Origin of the sequence: Paraburkholderia bannensis, assembly GCF_014200455.1 — a bacterium.
Classification (GTDB): domain Bacteria; phylum Pseudomonadota; class Gammaproteobacteria; order Burkholderiales; family Burkholderiaceae; genus Paraburkholderia; species Paraburkholderia bannensis_A.
The window spans coordinates 161422-180079 of the sequence record NZ_JACHBW010000016.1 but is presented as its reverse complement, the minus strand read 5'-3'; the positions used below and the strand labels follow the sequence as shown (position 1 = coordinate 180079).

General features: G+C 64.6%; 15 protein-coding genes and 1 pseudogene. 8 read left to right on the top strand and 8 right to left on the bottom strand.

Annotated elements, in window-relative coordinates:
- Nucleotides 1-5: 5 nt before the first annotated feature.
- On the bottom strand, nt 6-446 hold the full coding sequence (locus tag F4827_RS25440; RefSeq protein WP_183727968.1) for a hypothetical protein: 441 nt from the start codon (nt 444-446) through the stop codon (nt 6-8).
- 26 nt (nt 447-472) lie between these two features.
- Complete coding sequence (locus tag F4827_RS25435; protein WP_183727966.1) at nt 473-1168, bottom strand: helix-turn-helix transcriptional regulator; 696 nt, start codon at nt 1166-1168, stop codon at nt 473-475.
- Nucleotides 1169-1405: 237 nt separating this feature from the next.
- Here F4827_RS25435 and F4827_RS25430 point away from each other — a divergent pair, with 237 nt between their 5' ends.
- Nucleotides 1406-2203 carry an SDR family NAD(P)-dependent oxidoreductase gene (locus F4827_RS25430; protein ID WP_183727964.1) on the top strand — a complete coding sequence of 266 codons (798 nt, stop codon included), beginning with the start codon at nt 1406-1408 and terminating at the stop codon, nt 2201-2203.
- A 572-nt stretch (nt 2204-2775) separates the two neighbouring features.
- Here the strand turns inward: F4827_RS25430 and F4827_RS25425 are convergent.
- From F4827_RS25425 to F4827_RS25405, 5 genes and pseudogenes are all read right to left on the bottom strand, one after another.
- On the bottom strand, nt 2776-3558 hold the full coding sequence (locus tag F4827_RS25425) for an SDR family oxidoreductase (protein ID WP_183727962.1): 783 nt from the start codon (nt 3556-3558) through the stop codon (nt 2776-2778).
- The gene (locus F4827_RS25420; RefSeq protein ID WP_183727960.1) at nt 3555-4415 is read right to left on the bottom strand and encodes a MoaF C-terminal domain-containing protein; all 861 of its coding nucleotides are present in this window, start codon (nt 4413-4415) and stop codon (nt 3555-3557) included. Before F4827_RS25420 ends, F4827_RS25425 begins: the two co-directional genes overlap by 4 nt.
- A gap of 129 nt (nt 4416-4544) precedes the next feature.
- Nucleotides 4545-5654: a class II histone deacetylase gene (locus tag F4827_RS25415; RefSeq protein ID WP_183727958.1), complete on the bottom strand. Its 1110-nt coding sequence runs from the start codon at nt 5652-5654 to the stop codon at nt 4545-4547.
- Nucleotides 5655-5721: 67 nt separating this feature from the next.
- Nucleotides 5722-6906 carry an MFS transporter gene (locus F4827_RS25410; protein ID WP_183727956.1) on the bottom strand — a complete coding sequence of 395 codons (1185 nt, stop codon included), beginning with the start codon at nt 6904-6906 and terminating at the stop codon, nt 5722-5724.
- 31 nt (nt 6907-6937) lie between these two features.
- Nucleotides 6938-7971: pseudogene (locus tag F4827_RS25405) on the bottom strand (porin).
- 409 nt (nt 7972-8380) lie between these two features.
- Here F4827_RS25405 and F4827_RS25400 point away from each other — a divergent pair.
- From F4827_RS25400 to F4827_RS25385, 4 genes are all read left to right on the top strand, one after another.
- Nucleotides 8381-9505 carry a response regulator transcription factor gene (locus F4827_RS25400; protein ID WP_409258852.1) on the top strand — a complete coding sequence of 375 codons (1125 nt, stop codon included), beginning with the start codon at nt 8381-8383 and terminating at the stop codon, nt 9503-9505.
- Between the two features lie 115 nt (nt 9506-9620).
- Complete coding sequence (locus F4827_RS25395) at nt 9621-10529, top strand: LysR substrate-binding domain-containing protein (protein ID WP_183728069.1); 909 nt, start codon at nt 9621-9623, stop codon at nt 10527-10529.
- 163 nt (nt 10530-10692) lie between these two features.
- Entirely contained in the window at nt 10693-11985 is a 1293-nt protein-coding gene (locus tag F4827_RS25390; RefSeq protein WP_183727954.1) for an MFS transporter, read from the top strand.
- A gap of 49 nt (nt 11986-12034) precedes the next feature.
- Nucleotides 12035-13282: an amidohydrolase family protein gene (locus tag F4827_RS25385; protein ID WP_183727952.1), complete on the top strand. Its 1248-nt coding sequence runs from the start codon at nt 12035-12037 to the stop codon at nt 13280-13282.
- A gap of 98 nt (nt 13283-13380) precedes the next feature.
- Here F4827_RS25385 and F4827_RS25380 read toward each other — a convergent pair whose 3' ends face one another.
- On the bottom strand, nt 13381-14295 hold the full coding sequence (locus F4827_RS25380; protein WP_183727950.1) for a LysR family transcriptional regulator: 915 nt from the start codon (nt 14293-14295) through the stop codon (nt 13381-13383).
- A 93-nt stretch (nt 14296-14388) separates the two neighbouring features.
- On the opposite strand from F4827_RS25380, the gene F4827_RS25375 reads away from it, so the two are divergent.
- From F4827_RS25375 to F4827_RS25365, 3 genes are all read left to right on the top strand, one after another.
- A complete protein-coding gene (locus F4827_RS25375; RefSeq protein ID WP_183727949.1) occupies nt 14389-15954 on the top strand; it encodes an AMP-binding protein in 1566 nt (521 codons plus the stop codon).
- A 102-nt stretch (nt 15955-16056) separates the two neighbouring features.
- Nucleotides 16057-17232 (top strand): acyl-CoA dehydrogenase family protein, encoded by a 1176-nt coding sequence (locus F4827_RS25370; RefSeq protein ID WP_183727946.1) that lies wholly within the window; start codon nt 16057-16059, stop codon nt 17230-17232.
- Between the two features lie 73 nt (nt 17233-17305).
- On the top strand, nt 17306-18631 hold the full coding sequence (locus tag F4827_RS25365; protein ID WP_183727944.1) for an MFS transporter: 1326 nt from the start codon (nt 17306-17308) through the stop codon (nt 18629-18631).
- Nucleotides 18632-18658: the final 27 nt, after the last annotated feature.

Sequence of the window (18658 nt, the reverse complement as noted above, 5' to 3'; positions counted from 1 at the left end):
CGCCGCTACGGCCACACGCAGCGCTCGAAAGCATCGCGTTCGCGAAACGCCCGCTCGGGCATCAGCACGGCTTCGGCGGCGTTCACCTGCATCAGGAGAACATGACGCCGGCCGTCGTCATGCGCGACGATGGCAAAGGCCGTATCGTCGACGCCATGCCTGAAGCGTGGATCGACGGCGACGATATCGGGATCGTCGTGCAGACCACGGCAGCGCGCGGCATCGGCGATATTCCAGCTGTCGGGCAGGCGCAGCAGCACGTCGGGCACATCCTCCGCCCGTGAAATCACCACCGCGCCCGCGTGCGCGCAGCGGCGGAACCAGCCAGACTCGCCCGCGGGTTCGACGGCTACGGCGGCTACCGCGTAGAGCAGGAGTGCGGATTCGTCATACGTAGCGGGCGCTGCGTCGTCGGCGTCATTGAGCAAGGGCGCGCGGATATTCATCGTGCAAGCCTCGTTGGGATAGCAGATCAAAGAAACAGCGCGCCGATCAGTTCCGTGCGGCTCGACACGCCCAGCTTGCGGAACATGCGCAGCAAATGTGTCTTCACGGTGGGCTGCGAAAGCGCCAGATCGCGTGCAATCGCCTTGTTCGAAAGCCCGTCGCGTACCAGGCGCGCGATCTGTTCCTCGCGATGCGTGAGGCGCGGCGCCTCGGCGTCATCGCCGGTTGCGGCGGCATGGATCGCGCTTTCGCTGCGCAGCACGGGTGCGAGCGCGAGTTCCAGCAGAGGCTGCACAGCGCCCGCGTGATCGATTTCGTGCTGCGTGAACGGCGCATCCGGAGCGAAGCGCAGCAGCGAAAACGCGCCGATCACGCGGCCCTCGTCGCACAGCAGCACCTCCATCACATCCACCACGCGATGCGGTTGCAGGAAGCGACGCCAGTAAACGGAATCGCCGCGCAGCGCCTCGGGCAATGCAAGCGCGAGCGTGAGCACATTGCCGTGCTGACGCAGATAGCGCGACGGATGCATGGGGTCCAGCACCAGGTAACGCTGCAGCCAGGTGCGATGCATGGTTTCCGCGAGACCAAAGAGCTCGAAACTCGAAGGCTGCTGGTCGGCGCCGATCCGGTAGAACACGGTCGCGCCCGGGCGCGCCAGCTTCGCGAGCGTGGCGACGGCCGTTTCCAGCGCGGCGGCGCGGCGGTCCTGCGTGGGCATGAGCGGTCTCCGTGCTCGGGTGGTCTTGCGGTCCTGGGGTCCTTGCCGGACGGTCGGTATCGACGATGCTAGGCACGCCGGGCGCCAAGGTGTGAGCGCAAATTGGCAAACGGGTACGCGCCTGGCTTTGTGCGGACGCATGCGCCTTGTCATCCTTTTGCCCGATAGGCCCGCCGGCGCGCGCGGCCTAGACTGCGCGCACACCAATGCGGTACTAACACTTCAGGAGCTATCGGCATGACATCCCTCTATTCGCCCGAACAGGGCTGCGTGGTGATTACCGGTGCAGGCACCGGAATCGGCGAAGCTTGCGCCAGGCTTTTTGCCGCTCAGGGCGCGCGCGTCGCGCTGATCGGACGCCGTCGTGCGCCGCTTGAGCGCGTCGCGGCGCAGACGGGCGGCATCGTGCTGGAAGGCGACGCTGCGAGCGCTGCGGATTGGGAGCGGTTTAATGCTGCGCTGGCGGTTGAAGGTGGAGTCGCGAGCCTGATTGCTTGTGCGGGAGGGCTGGGGGCGGGCAGCGCTCTGGAAACCGGCGACGACGATTGGGCCGGTGCGATGCGCGCCAACCTGGATACGGCGTTCGTGAGTGCGCGAGCCTGTCTGCCGCAGCTGATCGCGCGCAGGGGTTCTATTGTGATGGTGGCGTCGATTGCTTCGCTGGCGGCAGGGCCTGGGGTGTGCGGTTACACCACCGCCAAGCACGCGCTGATCGGGCTGATGCGCTCGCTTGCGCGTGATTATGGTCCGCAAGGGGTGCGGGTCAATGCGGTGTGTCCGGGGTGGGTCAGGACGCCGATGGCCGATGAGGAAATGCTGCCGCTTATCGAGCGGTATGGGGAGACGCTTGAGCAGGCTTATGCGCGGGTTTGTGCTGAGGTGCCTATGCGGCGTGCGGCTGGTGCTGAGGAGATTGCACGGGTTTGTGGGTTTCTGGCTTCCGATGCTGCGAGTATTGTTACTGGGGCGGTGATTGTGGCGGATGGGGGGGCTTCGGTTGTTGATGTGCCTACTTTGGCGTTTGAGCGGGTTTAGTGGTTTTTGGTTGTCGCGTTTCCTTGTTCTTTTTTGTCGCGTTTCCTTGTTGTCGTGTCGGTCTATTAGCGTTGCCCCTGTGCGGGGCGGCACCTACTTTTCTTTGCCGCGGCAAAGAAAAGTAGGCAAAAGAAAGCCGCTCAAACCGCTAAATTGACGCCGTCCACCTCTCGCCCATCGACGGAGTGGTGACTGGGCATTGCTCCCACCACGCGCCCAATATCGGAGTGACAAAGCAGTCATTCATCCCGTTGTTCGCTGCGCTCACAACGGTTCGGTATGCCAGGGAAAGCGCAAACCTGCGGTTTGCGTTATGCCCCACGGGGCGCGCAGCGCCCCCGGATGTGCGGGCGTCACCACTCCGATATTGGGCGCGTGATGCGGGCGCTGTCCGGGCGCCACTCTGTTTTATAGGCTGTAGGTGTACCGCGAAGCACTGGCGGTGGTAGCGGCTTTCTTTTGCCTACTTTTCTTTGCCGCGGCAAAGAAAAGTAGGTGCCGCCCCGCACAGGGGCAACGCTAATAGACCGACACGAACACAAGGAAACGCGACAAACAAACGAACAAAAAAATCAACCCAAAACCGCCACCGAAGCCTCCGGCAACGTAGCCCCGCCATCAACCACAATAGTCTGCCCAGTCACATAAGCGGCCGCCGGCGAAGCCAGATAAACCATCGCAGCCGCGATATCCTCGGGTTCACCAAGCCGCCCAAGCGGCACCGCCCCCGCAATCCGCTCGCTCAAAGCCGCATCACCAAGATTCTCCATAGCGGGCGTACGAATCATCCCAGGCTCCACGCCATTAACGGTAATACGATACGGCGCAAGCTCAAGCGCAGCCGCACGAATAAACCCATTCACTCCCGCCTTCGAAGCGGCATAGTGAGCAAGACCAGGATAAGCAACCCGCGGCCCGGTCACCGACGAAGTCACCAGCAAACGCCCGCCACCCTGCCTCACAAACGCCGGCGTAGCAGCCTGCGCCAGCCAGAACAGCGCACCAAGATTCACCGCCAGCGTGCGCCCCAGCACATCCGGCGTAATCTCGCCAAAAGGCGTCAACGGAAAATACGCGGCGTTATGCACGACCACATCAAGCCGCCCAAAATCCGCCTCGACCCGCGAAATCAGCGCATCGATCTGCTCACGCTCCGCCAGATCGACATCATAGGCACGATGCGTGCGCATCGAATCGCCATCGGTCCTCTCCAGCCATTCACGCGCAACTTCGGCCTGCAGATCGGCAACCGCCACCGCCGCGCCCTCGCGCGCGAACGCCTCCACGATGCCGCGCCCGATTCCCTGAGCACCGCCCGTCACCAGCACGGTGCGCCCCTCGAACGCGCGAGTCATGCCGGATGCCGCGTGACGTTGAGCACCTGTGCATGCGCACCCACCGGGAAATTCGACAACGCATCGAAGCGGCTACCCTGATAACCAAAGATCTTGCCGTCGGTTTTCATGCGTTCAAGGTCGATCATGATGACGCCAAGCGTCGGCACGATCTTCTCGCGCCATACGAACAGGTAGAGCCTTTCGTCGATACCGATCATATGGCAGCGGTCCACATCGGCCAGCCCCGCTTCGACGCCCGACAAACACTGCCACGCATAGAAGTTCTCGTTCAGATAGACGTGCTCGTAGCGCTCCGTCGCGCTATAGGTGTAGAGATTGCGCATGCCGATCAACTCGTGCGTCGGTGCGTGCAGCGCGGCTTGCGTCGGTTCAACGCCGTCACCCGCCGCAATGCGACCGTGAAGCAATTGCGCCTGAACGCCGGTCAATTCCATGCCGCGTTCGACGCGCGTAAAGGCATCGATATGCGTTTCGGCCTCGCTGGGCAAGGCGCCCACCACCACGGTGCACAATGCGCGACGCAGGTCGAGCACGTAGCTCGTCGAAACGTTGCGCGGCTTGCCGCTGTCGTCCATGAGCGTTTCGTCGGCGCCCACGTAATCGACAAAATAGATGCCGTTGCGCACTGAACTCACCCGGCATTCATAACGCGCGCGATGCTGTTGCGAGCCGACATTGCGCTCGACTTCCACGCGCTGCGCGCCGGCAAAATGCAGCGTCGTCGCACCGTGCCCCTCGAATTCGAGTGTCAATCGGCGGCCTTCCAGATCGGCCGATGGCGCGAGGCTATGGCTGTCGGGCGCGAAACCTTCGGCGAGTGCGCCGACCTGAATAAAAACGGGTTGGGACGTCATGATAAGGAGGACTCCGTCAATAAGGTGTGAAAGCCGCTTGCCTTGCGCTGCACAGCGGGGCGACTCACACTCTACGGAGCCGCCCCGCTGCGCGGCATCAACCAGAAGGATGACAACGCGCCGCCGCAATCAGCGCACGAACATCTGCGCCATTTCGTCGATCAACTGGCGCTGGAACGCCGCAAAGCGCGCGCTCGGTTGCTGCAGGATGGCGAGGTCAAGCATCGGGTCTTCCACCTGGGTGCGCACGCCCGCCAGCGTTTCGACGATCGCATGCCCGCAGAAGGGCACATAGGCCTCGGAATAGCCGCCTTCGTGCACCACCACCAGCCGCCCGCCGCAATGGCGAGCGGCGGCGTCGCGCATGAGTTGCGTCATCGCGCGATAGCTCTCGCTATGCAGAAGCATGCGCGCGAGCGGGTCGACGGCGCTCGCATCCAGGCCGCTCGCCACCACGATCAGATCGGGCCTGAAGCGATTGAGCGCAGGCAGCACGATGCGCTCGAAGGCGTAGAGCCAGGCATCGTGGCCGCCGCCCGGAAGCAACGGAATATTGATGTTCGCGCCTTCGCCCGCGCCCGCGCCACGTTCTTCCGTGCCGCTGTAGCCAGGCGGGAAACAGCCTTCCTGATGCAGCGAAATAGTCAACGTGTTGGGATCGTCGTAATAGATCGACTGCGTGCCGTTGCCGTGATGCACGTCCCAGTCGATCACGGCCACGCGCTCCACGCGGTGCCTGGCGCGCGCCGCTTCGATCGCAATCGGGATATTGGCGAGCAGGCAAAAACCCATCGACTTGTCGCGCAGGCAGTGATGGCCGGGCGGGCGCGACAGCGAGAATGCATTGGCGGCGCGCCCCGCCAGCACGGTGTCGAGCGCGCTCATCGCCAGTCCTGCCGAGAGCGCTGCGATCTCATAACTGCCCTTGCCAAAGGGCGCCAGCTCGCCCAGGTCGCCGCCGTTCGCGTCGCTCGCCGCCTTGAAGCGTTCGAGGTAGTCGCGCGGATGGATGCGCAACAGGTCGTCGTCGCTGGCCGCATTGGCGCTGCCCATGTCGAGCGAGGCCGCCAGCCCAGACGCCTGGATCAGCGCCAGCAGGCGGCGCTTGGATTCGGGCGATTCCGCGTAAGCGCTCGCGGCGGGCGGCTGCACCCAGCCGCCGACCGGAAAGAACAATGCGTGGGTGCCGCCCGTGTGCCAGAAGGTGCGTTCGTCGGTGAAGAATGCCGTTTTGCTCATGAGTTTCTCTTGCTGGTGGTGGTTCTTGTTTGGTTTATCGATCAACGTCCGGATTGGGATTCGCACTTCAGGCACGCTCGACGCGCAGCAGGCAAAGGCAGGACATCACGCTGATGGCCGCCGCGCCGGCGAACAGCGCGGGGAGCGTGGCGCCCGCATCGAGCAGCACGCCCGCGATCAACGGTCCGGCGGCGAGTCCCGCGCCGATCACGAAATTCAGCGAGGCCATCAGCCTGCCCGTGCCGTCGTGTTTGGCGGCAGCGGCGAGGATAAAGGGCAGCACGAAGGTCCACGCGAACTTGAAGGCGAATACGGCGGCCATATAGCCCGCTGTGCCCGGTTGCGCGGCGAGTCCGGCCAGCGAGACGGCGAGGATCGCGTAACCTGTCAGCAGCATCGCGAGCCGCGCCACGCGACCGCCGATAAGCGAGGCGCAACCCGCGCCGACGATGCCCATCACGCTGGCCGCCGCGAGCACTTCGCCGGTATGGGCGGCATCGAAACCCGCGAGCGCGGCGGCCTTGCTCGCGAAGGTCCAGACGCCGCCAATTGCGACGTAGAACGCCAGCACGCCGCCAATCACCAGGCACGCATTGAGCGCAGCGCGCACGGTGCCCGTCTCCTGTGCCTTGGCAGTCGAACCTGTGCGCCTGGCGCGACCCAGCGCCGGATCGAAACCGCGCACGAGCGGCGCGGCGCACAACCCCAGCACGCCCAGCACGACATAAAGCGCACGCAGCCCGTAACCCGCAAACACGTGCGGCAGCAGGAACAGCCCCAACGCGCCCGCCACCAGCTGGCCGACCACCCAAAGACCATAGACGCGGTCGCGGTTCGCACTGGTCGCGGCGCTCGTCATGCAAAGCACCATCAGCGTGCCGCCACCCAGCGCCGTGACGCTGCGCAGCGCGAGCAGGCCCGCGAAGCCCGGCATCGCCAGCGCCGTCGCGAAGTTGCCGATGCAGAACACGGCTGTCGCAAGGGCCGCCACGCGACGCGCGTCGACACGGCCCAGCCACAGCAGCGAAGGCAGCGTCGCGCAGCTGAATGCGCCGAGTTCGACGAAAAAATACGTGCCGATCTGCGAGGCCGACAGGCCGAGCTGCACCGCCAGTTGCGCCGCGACAGCGGGCGCGACCAGCAACAGCAACGGCGTGATGGCTGCGAATACGACCAGCGAAAGCAGCGTCGAAGCCGCGAAATCGCGCGGCGCGGCATCCACCGCGGCAAACGATGTAGAGGGATTTTTCATGGCGTCAGGGCTTAAAGGAAAGTGGCGAGGCTCAGAACGTGTGGGACATACCCGCCATCGCGCCGAACTGCGAAACACCGGCGACGGGCAGCGAGTCGTATTCGTAGACCGGCTGCGTGCTGCCGCTGCTGTTGTGCGAGTAGCCGAGGTTCAAATAAGCGAAGGTGCGCTTCGAAAGCGCATAGGTGCCGCTCGCAATGTAGAGCGTGGGGTGCCCCACACCCGGCGTGTTCGAAAACGTGTGATAAATACCGGCCGCGAAACCCAGTGCCGCATCGAAGCGATAGCGCGCGCCGCCCCAGGCGACGGTCTTCGCCGGTTCCAGCGAGCCGGTCAGGCGTTCGCCGCCGCCATAGAGCGAGAGCTTGTCGATGTCCCAGTGCGCAGCCAGCACGCCAACCACGCGCTGCTCGGCGGACGTATCCACGCCCGGCGAAACCGTACCGTACGATTGATGGATCACCGCGCTCACGCCAAAGCCGTTGCCCGCGTACTGCGCGCCCGCCTCCAGCACGCGCCCCGAGCGCGAATTGCCGGCGACGCCGCCCGTCGCGGCCAGCGCCTCGCCGCTAAAGCCCGCGATATCCGGACTCTGATATTTGACGGCGTTGTCGATGAAATTCGCTGCCAGCGGCACGAGCACGCCCTGCCCGCTGTATGCCGCGTAGAGCAGCGGGTCGTAAAACACCGTGCGATCGAACAGCACGCTGAACTGCCGCCCCAGCGTCAGCGTGCCGAAGCCGCCCTTGAGCCCCACCCATGCCCCGCGAAAGAACGCGAGGCCCGGCACCGTGGCGGTGCCATCGTTGAGATTGAGCCCCTGTTCGAGGCGAAAGATCGCCTGCAGACCGCCGCCCAGATCCTCCGTGCCGGTAATACCGATCTGCGAAGGCAGCACGCCGTAGTTCTGCAGATTCACCGCGCCGTGCTCGCCGTCGGCGTGGGTGCGGTACTGATACCCGCGTCGAGAATGCCGTACAGCGTCACGCTCGACTGCGCGTGCGCCGTAGCGCTCACGCCCAGCGCTATCGTCAGGGCCAGCGCCTTGATACGCACCCCGCCCATTCCATCCCATCGTTTCATCGACCGACTCTCCAAACCGTACAACGTTGTTGTCATGAACAGCGTTTGTCCGGTGGCCGCCCTGCCCATCCATGCGGCGGACCCGGATCTGCGTGCAGTGTCGGTAGCGGGAAAAGTCGTGAACAGACGTTCAAGTGAACGCTGCGGAAAACCCTGATGCGCGCGGCAAACCTTATTGAAACGGGCTTGTAGCGGGTTTGCCGCGAGTGCGGCACACAGCGCTTCGCGCGCCGCCCCGTTCAAATGCAGGGGGCGACGCCACCCTCCAGCGCGCTGTTCGCCGAAATTCGACGGCACGTATAATCGATTGGGAATCGAGGAAGAATCGCTGCAAGAGACGCAAGATAGAGGCAACAAGAGACACCGCGAAAGCATCGCAGAGGAGGCGCGCTTGAGACGCAACGCAGACCGGCAAGTGCCCCTTCACAACGCGCCAGGCATGCCCGCCGCGATTGCCATCGACGCCTACTCGCAAAGCCCGCTGCCCGCGCGCAGCAACGATTTTGAAGGCCCGTTCCGCAGTGACGGCAGCGCCGGGCGCGACCTGAGCGTGCTGCTGCTCGATCTGTACGCGCTCGCCAACCAGACCGGCATCGGCGAATTCGAGAACGGCTTTTTCCGCCTGCTGGGCGCGCTGATCGATTTCGACGCGGGTTGGACCGGCGTGACCACGCACACGCCCGACGGCCCTGTCATGCACAACAGCTTCACGTGGGGACTGGCCGATTCGTTTTTTACGGAATGGATCAAGGTGCGCGATTGCGATCCGCTCGCGAGCGGCACGCGCGGCGTTTATGGGCGCGCGAAGTCGATCTCCATCGTCGATCCCGAAGCGCCGCCGCGCTTTCGCAACTGGGCCGTCAAACATGGGCTTGCGCAGTTGATGGTGGTGACGGCGCTCGACCATCGCTTCGGACTCACGACTTTTCTTTCGGTGTATCGGCGCGCGCTGGACAAGCCCTTTGGCGCCGATGACGCGCGCAAGGTCGAGAACGTGATCGTCCATCTGGCCGCGGCGCTGACGATCAACCGTTCGTTCCAGCTCACGCGCGAGCGCGGCGCAACGCCCAGCGCCTCGCCGGCACGCGCGATCTGCGATGCGTTCGGCACGGTCCATCAGGCCGACAAGGCGTTCGAAGCCACCTTGCGTCAGGACTGGCCGCTCTACGCAAACCAGACCTTGCCGCAAGCATTGATCGACTGGTTGCACGGCGGCGGCGCGCAGCCTTTTACCGGCGAGCACATCACCGTCCATTGCGTGCCGACGGCGGGGCTGTTCCAGCTGGAAGCGCGCACGCGTTCGGAACTCGACCGCCTGAGCCCGCGCGAACTCGTCGCGATCCAGCATTACGGCGATGGCTTATCGCACAAGGAAGTGGCGCAACGCATGGGTATTTCGCCCACCACCGTACGCCACTATCTGCGCTGCGCGTATCGCAAGCTCGGCATGCACGACAAGAGCGAGATTCCGCGTTTGCTCGCCGCGCGCAACGGGCAGGACGCGGCCGAAGGGTGAACGCGAGCAGCGCCTCGCGAGCCCAGGCCAATCAAAACGCCCTCGGCAAAATATGGACGATCGCGCACTGCGGCTGCATCATGACGTCAGTCCAATCCGCCTGCTGCCCGTCACCATGCGCCTCACGCCTCTTCCGCCGCTTCAATGCCTGGTCGCCTTCGAGGCTGCCGTGCGCCATGCCAGCTTCACACGCGCCGCCGCCGAGCTGCATCTCACGCAAAGCGCCGTCAGCCGGCAGATCCAGCAGCTGGAGGAATTTCTCGGCCGTTCGCTATTCGTGCGCGAGCATCGCGCATTGCGCCTGACCATCGCAGGCGAGCATTACGCGGCGCAGGTGCAGCGTCTGCTCACGCAATGCGCCGAAGCCACCGCGGACGTCATGAAGCATCACGCCGCGCTCGAATTGACCGTGGCGTGTTCGTCGGGTGTGGCGGTGCTCTGGCTCACGCCGCGTCTGCCGCAATTTCGCGCCGCGTTTCCCGATATCAAACTGCGTCTGATCGTGCGCGACGGGCTCGCCGCGATGTCGCCTGCGGAATTCGATGTCGGCGTCTATTACGTGCGGCAGCAGGCGAGCGCCGACTACACCGCGCGGCGTCTGTTCGACGAAGAAGTCTTTCCGGTCTGCTCGCCGGCCTATCTGGCGGGCCGCCATCTGGACGCGGCAGACCTCACCGGCGAAACGCTGCTATTGCTCGAAGACGGCCAGCGCCAATGGATGTCATGGTCAGAATGGCTCGGGCTCAACGGCGTGGCCATGCCGAAGGCGCAGCAAGGCATCACCGTCAACAACTATCCGCAGCTCGTGCAACTGGCCATCCTCGGCCAGGGCATCGCGCTGGCCTGGCGTCATATGATCGACGCCTGCCTTGCCGAGGGGCTGCTCACACGCGTCACGCGGGGCAGCGCGAGCCACGGAGGCGGCTACTATGTGATTTCGCCCGCCGATCGCGCGCAAAGCCAGGCCGCCCGCCTGTTCACGCGCTGGCTGTTCGAACAGGCCGAAGCGCAGCGCAGCGTCTGAGCCAGGGGCTTTCCGAACCTCGCACGACGCATGCGCACGATGCATGCGCGCCACGCATGCAGGCATGCGAATTTATCGTTTCAGAAAAAAAACGCGCCATCCTTAGCATCGGGGTCATGCGGGATACCTCCCGCCTTCCGGTCCACGAGTCAAGGAGGACGCCATGCAGGGAACGCTTTCACCGCGCGCCGCGCGCGCCGTCAATAGCGCCGCGCAACTGCGGCGCCGCGCCATTATCGCCACCGTGCTCGGCAACGGGCTCGAATGGTTCGATTTCACCGTCTACAGCTTCTTTGCCGTCACCATCGCGAGGCTGTTCTTCCCGTCCGGCAGCGAACTGACTTCCGTGCTGCTCGCCGTGGCCACCTTCGGCGTGGGCTTTTGCATGCGTCCCGTCGGCGGCATCGTGCTGGGCGTCTACGCGGACAAGGCGGGCCGCAAGGCCGCCCTGTCGCTCACCATCCTGCTGATGGCGCTGGGCACGGCGCTGATCGGCTTTGCGCCCACCTATGAGCAGGCAGGCATCGCCGCGCCGCTCCTGATCGTTGCCGCACGCCTGCTGCAGGGCTTTTCGGCAGGCGGCGAAATGGGCGGCGCGACGGCGTTCCTCACCGAATACGCGCCGCCGGGACAACGCGCCTGGTATTCGAGCTGGATCCAGTCGAGCATCGGCTTCGCGGTGCTGCTGGGCGCCGCCACCGGCACCTTCGTCACCACCGTTCTCAGCACCGAGGCCCTGCATAGCTGGGGTTGGCGCGTTCCCTTCCTGATCGGCATTCTGGTTGGCCCGGTGGGCTATTTCATCCGCAGCCAGATGGACGAGACGCCGGCCTTCAGCGCCGTCGAAGCCCAGGCGCGCGAGAATTCGCCGCTCAAGGAAGTGCTTTCGCAATATCCGCGCGAGACCTTTGCCAGTTTTTCGATGGTGATTCTCTGGACGGTGTGCACCTATGTGCTGCTGTTCTATATGCCGATGTATTCGGTGCGCACACTGCATCTGCCGCAAGCGACCGGCTTCGCAGCGGGCATGATGGGCGGCCTGATGATCCTGTGCTGCTCGCCCGTGGTAGGCAAACTGGCGGACCGCTTCGGCCGCCGCGTGTTCCTCTCCGGAGCAGCGCTCGCGATTCTCGTACTCGCGTGGCCGATGTTCGCCTGGATCAATCACGCACCGGGACTTGCAGCATTGCTGGTGTTCCAGGCCGTGTTCGGCGTGCTGATCGCGGTCTATACCGGGCCGATCCTGGCCGCACTCGCCGAACTGTTCCCGACCCGCGTGCTCTCCACCGGCCTCTCGGTGGCCTACAACTTCGCGGTGACGATTTTCGGCGGCTTCGCACCGTTTCTCATCACCTGGCTGATCGCCCGCACCGGCAGCAATATGGCGCCCGCGCTCTACGTGATCGTGGCTGCGGCCATCAGCCTCGTCGGCACGCGCTTCGTCAAGGACGCCTGAAACCAGGCAAAACCCCGGCGCTCCCAGCCCCATCGCCAAGGACCTTTTCATGTCAATCACCGTTCTCAAGGGCGGCAACGTACTCGACCTCGACCGGGGCGTGCTGCTCGAACATCACCATGTCGTGATCGAAGACGACCGGATCGTCGAAGTCAGCGATCGCCCCGTCGATCTCGCGCACGCGCAGATCGTCGACGTGCGCGGTAAAACCGTGATGCCGGGTTTGATCGACTGTCACGTTCACGTGCTCGCCTCCAACGCGAATCTGGGCGCCAACGCCGGGCAACCCAATATTCTCGCGGCAATCCGCGCGCTGCCGATTCTCGATGCCATGCTCTCGCGCGGCTTTACGAGCGTGCGCGACGCGGGCGGCGCGGACTGGGCGCTCATGCAGGCGGTCGATACCGGACTGGTGCCGGGACCGCGCATCTTCCCCTCGGGCAAGGCGCTTTCGCAGACCGGCGGCCACGGCGATTTTCGCCCGCGCGGCGATCTGCTGGAGCCCTGCTCATGCTGCTTTCGCACCGGCGCGATCGCGCGCGTGGTCGACGGCGTGGATGCCGTGCGTCTGGCGGTGCGCGAGGAAATCCAGAAAGGCGCCACGCAGATCAAGATCATGGCCTCGGGCGGCGTCGCCTCGCCGACCGATCCGATTGCCAATACCCAGTACTCCGAAGCGGAGATCCGCGCCATCGTCGAAGAGGCTCAGGCCGCCAACACCTATGTGATGGCGCACGCCTATACCGGACGCGCAATCGCGCGGGCGGTACGGTGCGGCGTGCGCACGATCGAGCACGGCAATCTCGTCGATGAGCAAGCCGCGCGCGTCATGCACGAACACGGCGCCTTCGTGGTGCCCACGCTCGTCACCTACGACGCGCTGGCCCGACATGGCGCGCAATTCGGCCTGCCGCCCGCTTCGGTCGCCAAAGTGGCCGCCGTGCAACAGGCGGGACGCGAATCGCTCGAGCTTTATGCGAAGGCCGGCGTGCCGATGGGATTCGGTTCGGATCTGCTGGGCGAGATGCATGCGTTCCAGTGCGGCGAATTTCGCATTCGCGCCGAAGTGCTCGGCAACCTCGAAGCGCTGCGTTCGGCCACCACGGTGGCCGCCGAAATCGTCGAGATGAAGGGCCAATTGGGCACGATAGCCGCGGGCGCCATCGCCGATATTCTCGTGCTGGACGGCAACCCGCTCGCGGATATCAACGTGATTGCGGGCGAAGGCGAGCATGTGTCTTACGTGCTCCAGCGCGGCAAGATCGTGAAAACGGGCGACAGCGCGCGCCCGAACTAATCCGTCGCTCAGGCGTGCCGGGCCCTCGCCGCCTCAATCGCACGCCGCGCACGCAGCGCACGCAGGATCGCGTGCACGCAGCCTCGCGCTGAATCCTTCTATTCCAGCGGCACCGTCGCCGCTGTCGGCTTCGCACGCTGCAACAGTTCCACCAGCCGCTGCGCAAGCGGCGACACATAACCGCCGGCCCGCACGATCGCACCTACGCTGCGGCCCAGTTCCAGTTCGCCGGGATCGACGTTCAAACGCACCAGCCCGCGCTGCGCGTTCGCCGACGCATTTCCGGCGATACACAGCATGCGCGAGCCACGCAGCAGTTCCAGCAGCGCAGGCACCGCGAAATCCGTTTCCACGCGCAAGGCGGGTTCGGGCAGTCCCTGGCGGCGAAACGCGTCGTTGACCTGGCGGCGCAGCGGAATATTCATGCCCGGCAGCAGCCATTCCTCGCCAACCAGATCGCGCAGTTTCAATCTGGCCTTGCGCTGCAACGGATGCGATTCGTCGGCCATCACGTAGAGGCGGTCGTTGAAGAGCGGCATCGTGGCGAATTCGCGGCCCACGTCGGGCGGTTCCGGCGCAACGGCCATATCCAGTTCGCCCGCGCTCATCAGCGCAAACAGATCGTTGGCGAGGCGCCGGCGCAAACGCAGGCGCGCGGCGGGACGCTCGTTCATCAACTGCCGGCATGCTCGCAGCACGATGGAGTCCGGCACCGTAGGCGAATAACCCACCCGCAGAATGCCTTGCTCGCCGGTCTGGATCGCGCGCAATTCCTTGAGCGCGTCCTCGTATTCGAGCGCGATGCGCCGCGCACGCTCCACGAACACGATGCCGCCCGGCGTCAGCACCACGCCGTTCGGGCTGCGATGAAAGAGGGCCAGCCCCACTTCGCTCTCGATCCGCTTGATCGCCTTGGTTAGCGCTGGCTGGCTCATGCCCAGCGCCTCCGCTGCCTTGCCGATTCCGCCGCAACGTTGGACTTCGAGCAGATAGTCCAGATCACGTGTCTCCATGGCATTCCCTTTGGTTATGGGTTTATAGCCACCACTTCATTGCGGTGATGACCGACATATTACACACTGGGCCGACATTCATTGGAGACCTGAATGAGCTTCCCCTATTTCCTGCGGCGCGCCGCGACTTATTGGGGCGACGTGCCCGCGGTGATTCATCGCGACCGCACGCTGACCTACCGACAACTCGAAGCGCGCTCGAACCAGCTCGCCCATGCGCTGCTCGCACTCGGCCTGCAACGCGGCGACCGCATAGCTGTGCAGGCGCGCAACTGCACCGAACTCGTCGAGATCGAATGCGCGCTCTATAAAACCGGTCTTGTGAAGGCCGCGCTCAATCCGCGCTTCACTGCGGCGGAAGCCAGCGACGTGGCGGAAAACTGCACGCCACGCGTGCTGATCGCCGGTCACGGCTACACAGGCTATACCCGCACGACCCCGGGCTTTGCGAGCGTCGAAGCCTTTATCGCCATCGGCGGCGGCGAGGGTTATCTCGACTACGAAGCGCTGCTCGCGCAGGCCGCATCGCATGCAACCGAGATCGTCAGCCACGCCGACGATCTCGCCGTGCTGCACTTTTCCTCGGGATCGACGGGCAAGATCAAGGCCGCGATGCAGAGCTACGGCAATCGCATGGCCTCGCTACGCAAGCTGCTGATGGGCATGGACAAGCAGCCGCGTCCCGGTGACCGCCTCGCGCTGGTGGGGCCGATCACGCACGCGTCGGGCATGCTCATGCAGCCCTTTCTCTATGGCGGCGCCACGCTGGTGCTGTTCGACCGCTTCGAGCCCGCCGCTTTTCTCGCCGATCTGGAACGCCTGAAGGTCACGCACGTCTTCATGGTGCCGGCGATGATCAATATGCTGCTCAACGAACCCGCACTGATGCGCGCCGATCTGAGCGCGCTTCAATCGCTTTCGTATGGCGCGGCGCCGATGGCGCCCGCGCGCATCGAGCAAGCGTGGGCGCGCTTCGGCCCGATCCTCTCGCAAGGCTATGGCGCAAGCGAATCGACTTCCGGCGTCACCCGCCTCACCGTGGCCGATCACGCCTACGCGATTGCCCAACGGCCCGAACGTCTCGCCTCCTGCGGGCGGCCGATGGGCGAGACGGAGGTGCGTGTGATCGATGAAAACGGCCGGCCGTGCGCCGCCGGTGAAGTGGGCGAAATCGCCATACGCGGCGAAGACGTGTTCAAGGGCTACTGGGGCGCGCCGGAACTCAGCGCGCAAGTGCTGGTGAATGGCTGGCTATTGACCGGCGACCTCGCGCGCACCGACGAAGACGGCTATCTCTATCTGGTCGACCGCAAGAAGGACATGATCATCTCCGGCGGCTTCAACGTCTATCCCACCGAAGTGGAAGCGGTGCTTTACCAGCATCCCGATGTGCTGGAAGCGTGCGTATTCAGCGTGCCCGACGAGCGTTGGGGCGAAGGCGTCAAGGCCGCCGTGGTCCTCAAACCGCAGCGTGCGGATACTTCCCGCCGCGCCAGCGCCGACGACCTCGTGGCGCACTGCCGCGCGCTGCTCGCCGATTACAAGCTGCCGCGCTCGATCAGCTTCGTGAGCGAACTGCCGCGCAATGCCAGCGGCAAGATCGCGCGAAAAATCGTACGCGAACAATACTGGCAAGGCGTGGACCGCCGCGTCAATTGACCTTCGCTTGATCACCCATTGAATCACGCATTGCACCACCTGTTGCACCACCTATTGCATCACTCATTGCATCACTCATTGCGTCACTCAGGATAGCGAATCATGTTCGATTACGTGACCGATCCGGTCTTCGACACCACCCGCGAAGGCATCCGCCGTTTCGTGGCCGAAGAGCTTGCGCCGATGGAGCGCGAACTCGGCCTCGATTCCGAAAGCGTCTGGCCGCGCGACGTTTTGCGCCGCGTCTGGAAGCGCTCGGCGGAACTGGGGTTTTATTCGGCCTGCCTGCCCGTGCAACTCGGCGGCAAAGGCTTTTCGGTGTTGCAGCAGTGCGCGCTCAAGGCCGACCTCGCGGCCAGCGGCTGTTCGCTCGCCATCCATGTCCTCGGCGATCTGGGCGGCCCGCCGCGGGTGGGCAATATGCTCAAGTACGCGACGCCCGATCAGTTGCAGCGCTATTTCATGCCGGTCATCAAGGGCGAAAAATCGACCTGTTTCGCCCTGACCGAACCGCATTCGGGCTCGGATGCGCAAAGCATCCACACCACCGCGGTGCAAGACGGCGACGATCTGATCGTGAACGGTCATAAGCACTACATCAGCGGCGCGCCGTTCGCGGACTTCGCCATCGTGATGTGCGTGACCGACGCGTCCACCACGCCCCCCGGCATCAGTGCGGTTCTGGTCGACCTCGATCAGCCGGGCGTGACGGTCGAGCAGGAATACGTGCCGATGTCGGGCCAGCATATCGACGCGGATATCCGCTTCGACAACGTGCGTGTACCACGTGCGAACCTGTTTGGCGGCGCGGGCAACGGCTTCAAACTCGGCATGTCGCGTATCAACGTGAACCGGCTATTGCACTGCCCCACGATGCTGGGTCTGGCCACTTCGGTCTATCAGGCCTCGCTCGATTACGCGCGCAGCCGCCGCCAGTTTGGCGGTCCCATCGCGCGCTTTCAGGCGATCCAGCACATGCTCGCCGATATGGCCGCCACGCTGTGGGCATGCGAAAGCATGATCGCGCAGACTGCCGCACTCGCTGACGCCGGCGGCGATCTGCGCATGAAGGCGGCGGCCTGCAAGGTGTTCGTTTCCGAGCGCTGTTTCGAAGTGGCCGACAAGGCCGTGCAGATTCACGGTAACGTAGGCGTCACGCGCCATCATCCGGTCGAGCAGGCCTTTCGCAAATTGCGCATGTTCCGTATTTTCACGGGCACGAGCGAGATCCAGCGCAATACGATTGCGCGCGCGATTCTCGAACCCGCTGCCGCGTGAGCGCGCGAGACGTGGCGCAAGCTTAGACAAGGCGCGCCTGCGACGCGCCTTCATAACAAATCCGGAGACAGGCATGTCCGCCAACGGTAGTGACTATCGGCCCGCGCGCGCGTGGTCGATCGCCATCATGCTCGCGCTGATGATGATGGTGAATTTCCTCGACAAGATCGTGTTTGGCATGGTGTCGGTGCCGATGATGCGCGATCTTGGCCTCACGCCCACGCAGTTCGGGCTGATTGGCGGCAGCCTCAATTGGCTGTTCGCCATTTCCGCCGTGGTCGGTGGCATGCTCGCCGATCGCATCGCCACACGCCTGATCCTGTTGCTGATGGCGTTGTCGTGGTCGCTGCTGCAATTGCCGATGCTGTTCGCAAGCTCGATGAGCGTGATCCTCATTTTGCGCGTGCTGCTGGGCGCGGGCGAAGGACCGGCCTCGCCGGTTGCGCTGCATGCGATCTACAAGTGGTTCCCCGACGAGAAGCGCGGCCTGCCCGCCGCCGTGCTGTATCAGGGCAGCGCGCTAGGTCTACTGGTCGCGGGCCTGGCGATTCCGCTCGTGACGGCGCGCTGGGGCTGGCGCGCGAACTTTGCGCTGCTCGCGGTGCTGGGCTTCGTGTGGTGCGCCTGCTGGCTGGCTTTCGGTGCGGAAGGGCCGCTGGGTTCGTCGCGCGGCTCATCGGCCAGGGCACGCGTGCAAGACGTACAGACCACCCAGCGCGTGCGCTGGCGCGTGCTGCTTGCGGATCGCACCATCGTCGGCAATTTCTGCGGCCATTTCGCGGCGAACTGGGTGCTTGCCACCTCGCTCACCTGGATGCCGCACTATCTGCAGGCGGGTTTAGGCTATAGCGCCAGCACATCCGGGCGGCTCTTCGCGCTGTTCGTCGGCATCACCACGCCGATGGGTCTTGGCCTCGCCTGGCTCTCGCAACGGATGCTTTGCGCAGGCCTGCCATCGCGACGCGCGCGCGGCCTCTTTATCGCCGTGGCGCTGAGCGTGGCGGGTTTGATGCGTATGGTGGTCTTCGTGCCGGCGCTCGGCCCCTTCGAGAAAGTGCTGCTGCTCACGCTCGGCAGCGGCCTCACGCTCGCGATGTATTCGGTCGGCCCGGCAATGCTCAGTGAGGTCGCCCCCGATGGGCAGCGCGGCGCGATTCTCGCGCTCAGCAATGCGATCGGTTCGCTTGCGGGTTTGTGCGCCCCGCTACTGACCGGCGTGCTGATCCAGCATGCGCACGGCAACACCGCTATCGGCTTCGAACAATCGTGTGTACTGGCCGGCTTCGTGTTGATCGGCTGCGGCGCGCTGTGCGCACGCTGGCTCGATCCACAGCGCTCGCGCGCAGCGCTGAGTGCGCTTGCGGAACCGGAATTCGTGGCCTCGCGCACCACGCACTGAGTCCGCGCATTCAACTTCCACACGATG

Coding starts and splice junctions, on each gene's coding strand:
- F4827_RS25395 (WP_183728069.1), top strand. CDS start 9,621: ATGCGCCTCACGCCTCTTCCGCCGCTTCAATGCCTGGTCGCCTTCGAG.
- F4827_RS25390 (WP_183727954.1), top strand. CDS start 10,693: ATGCAGGGAACGCTTTCACCGCGCGCCGCGCGCGCCGTCAATAGCGCC.
- F4827_RS25435 (WP_183727966.1), bottom strand. CDS start 1,168: ATGCCCACGCAGGACCGCCGCGCCGCCGCGCTGGAAACGGCCGTCGCC.
- F4827_RS25380 (WP_183727950.1), bottom strand. CDS start 14,295: ATGGAGACACGTGATCTGGACTATCTGCTCGAAGTCCAACGTTGCGGC.
- F4827_RS25385 (WP_183727952.1), top strand. CDS start 12,035: ATGTCAATCACCGTTCTCAAGGGCGGCAACGTACTCGACCTCGACCGG.
- F4827_RS25370 (WP_183727946.1), top strand. CDS start 16,057: ATGTTCGATTACGTGACCGATCCGGTCTTCGACACCACCCGCGAAGGC.
- F4827_RS25365 (WP_183727944.1), top strand. CDS start 17,306: ATGTCCGCCAACGGTAGTGACTATCGGCCCGCGCGCGCGTGGTCGATC.
- F4827_RS25410 (WP_183727956.1), bottom strand. CDS start 6,906: ATGAAAAATCCCTCTACATCGTTTGCCGCGGTGGATGCCGCGCCGCGC.
- F4827_RS25425 (WP_183727962.1), bottom strand. CDS start 3,558: ATGACTCGCGCGTTCGAGGGGCGCACCGTGCTGGTGACGGGCGGTGCT.
- F4827_RS25375 (WP_183727949.1), top strand. CDS start 14,389: ATGAGCTTCCCCTATTTCCTGCGGCGCGCCGCGACTTATTGGGGCGAC.
- F4827_RS25440 (WP_183727968.1), bottom strand. CDS start 446: ATGAATATCCGCGCGCCCTTGCTCAATGACGCCGACGACGCAGCGCCC.
- F4827_RS25415 (WP_183727958.1), bottom strand. CDS start 5,654: ATGAGCAAAACGGCATTCTTCACCGACGAACGCACCTTCTGGCACACG.
- F4827_RS25420 (WP_183727960.1), bottom strand. CDS start 4,415: ATGACGTCCCAACCCGTTTTTATTCAGGTCGGCGCACTCGCCGAAGGT.
- F4827_RS25430 (WP_183727964.1), top strand. CDS start 1,406: ATGACATCCCTCTATTCGCCCGAACAGGGCTGCGTGGTGATTACCGGT.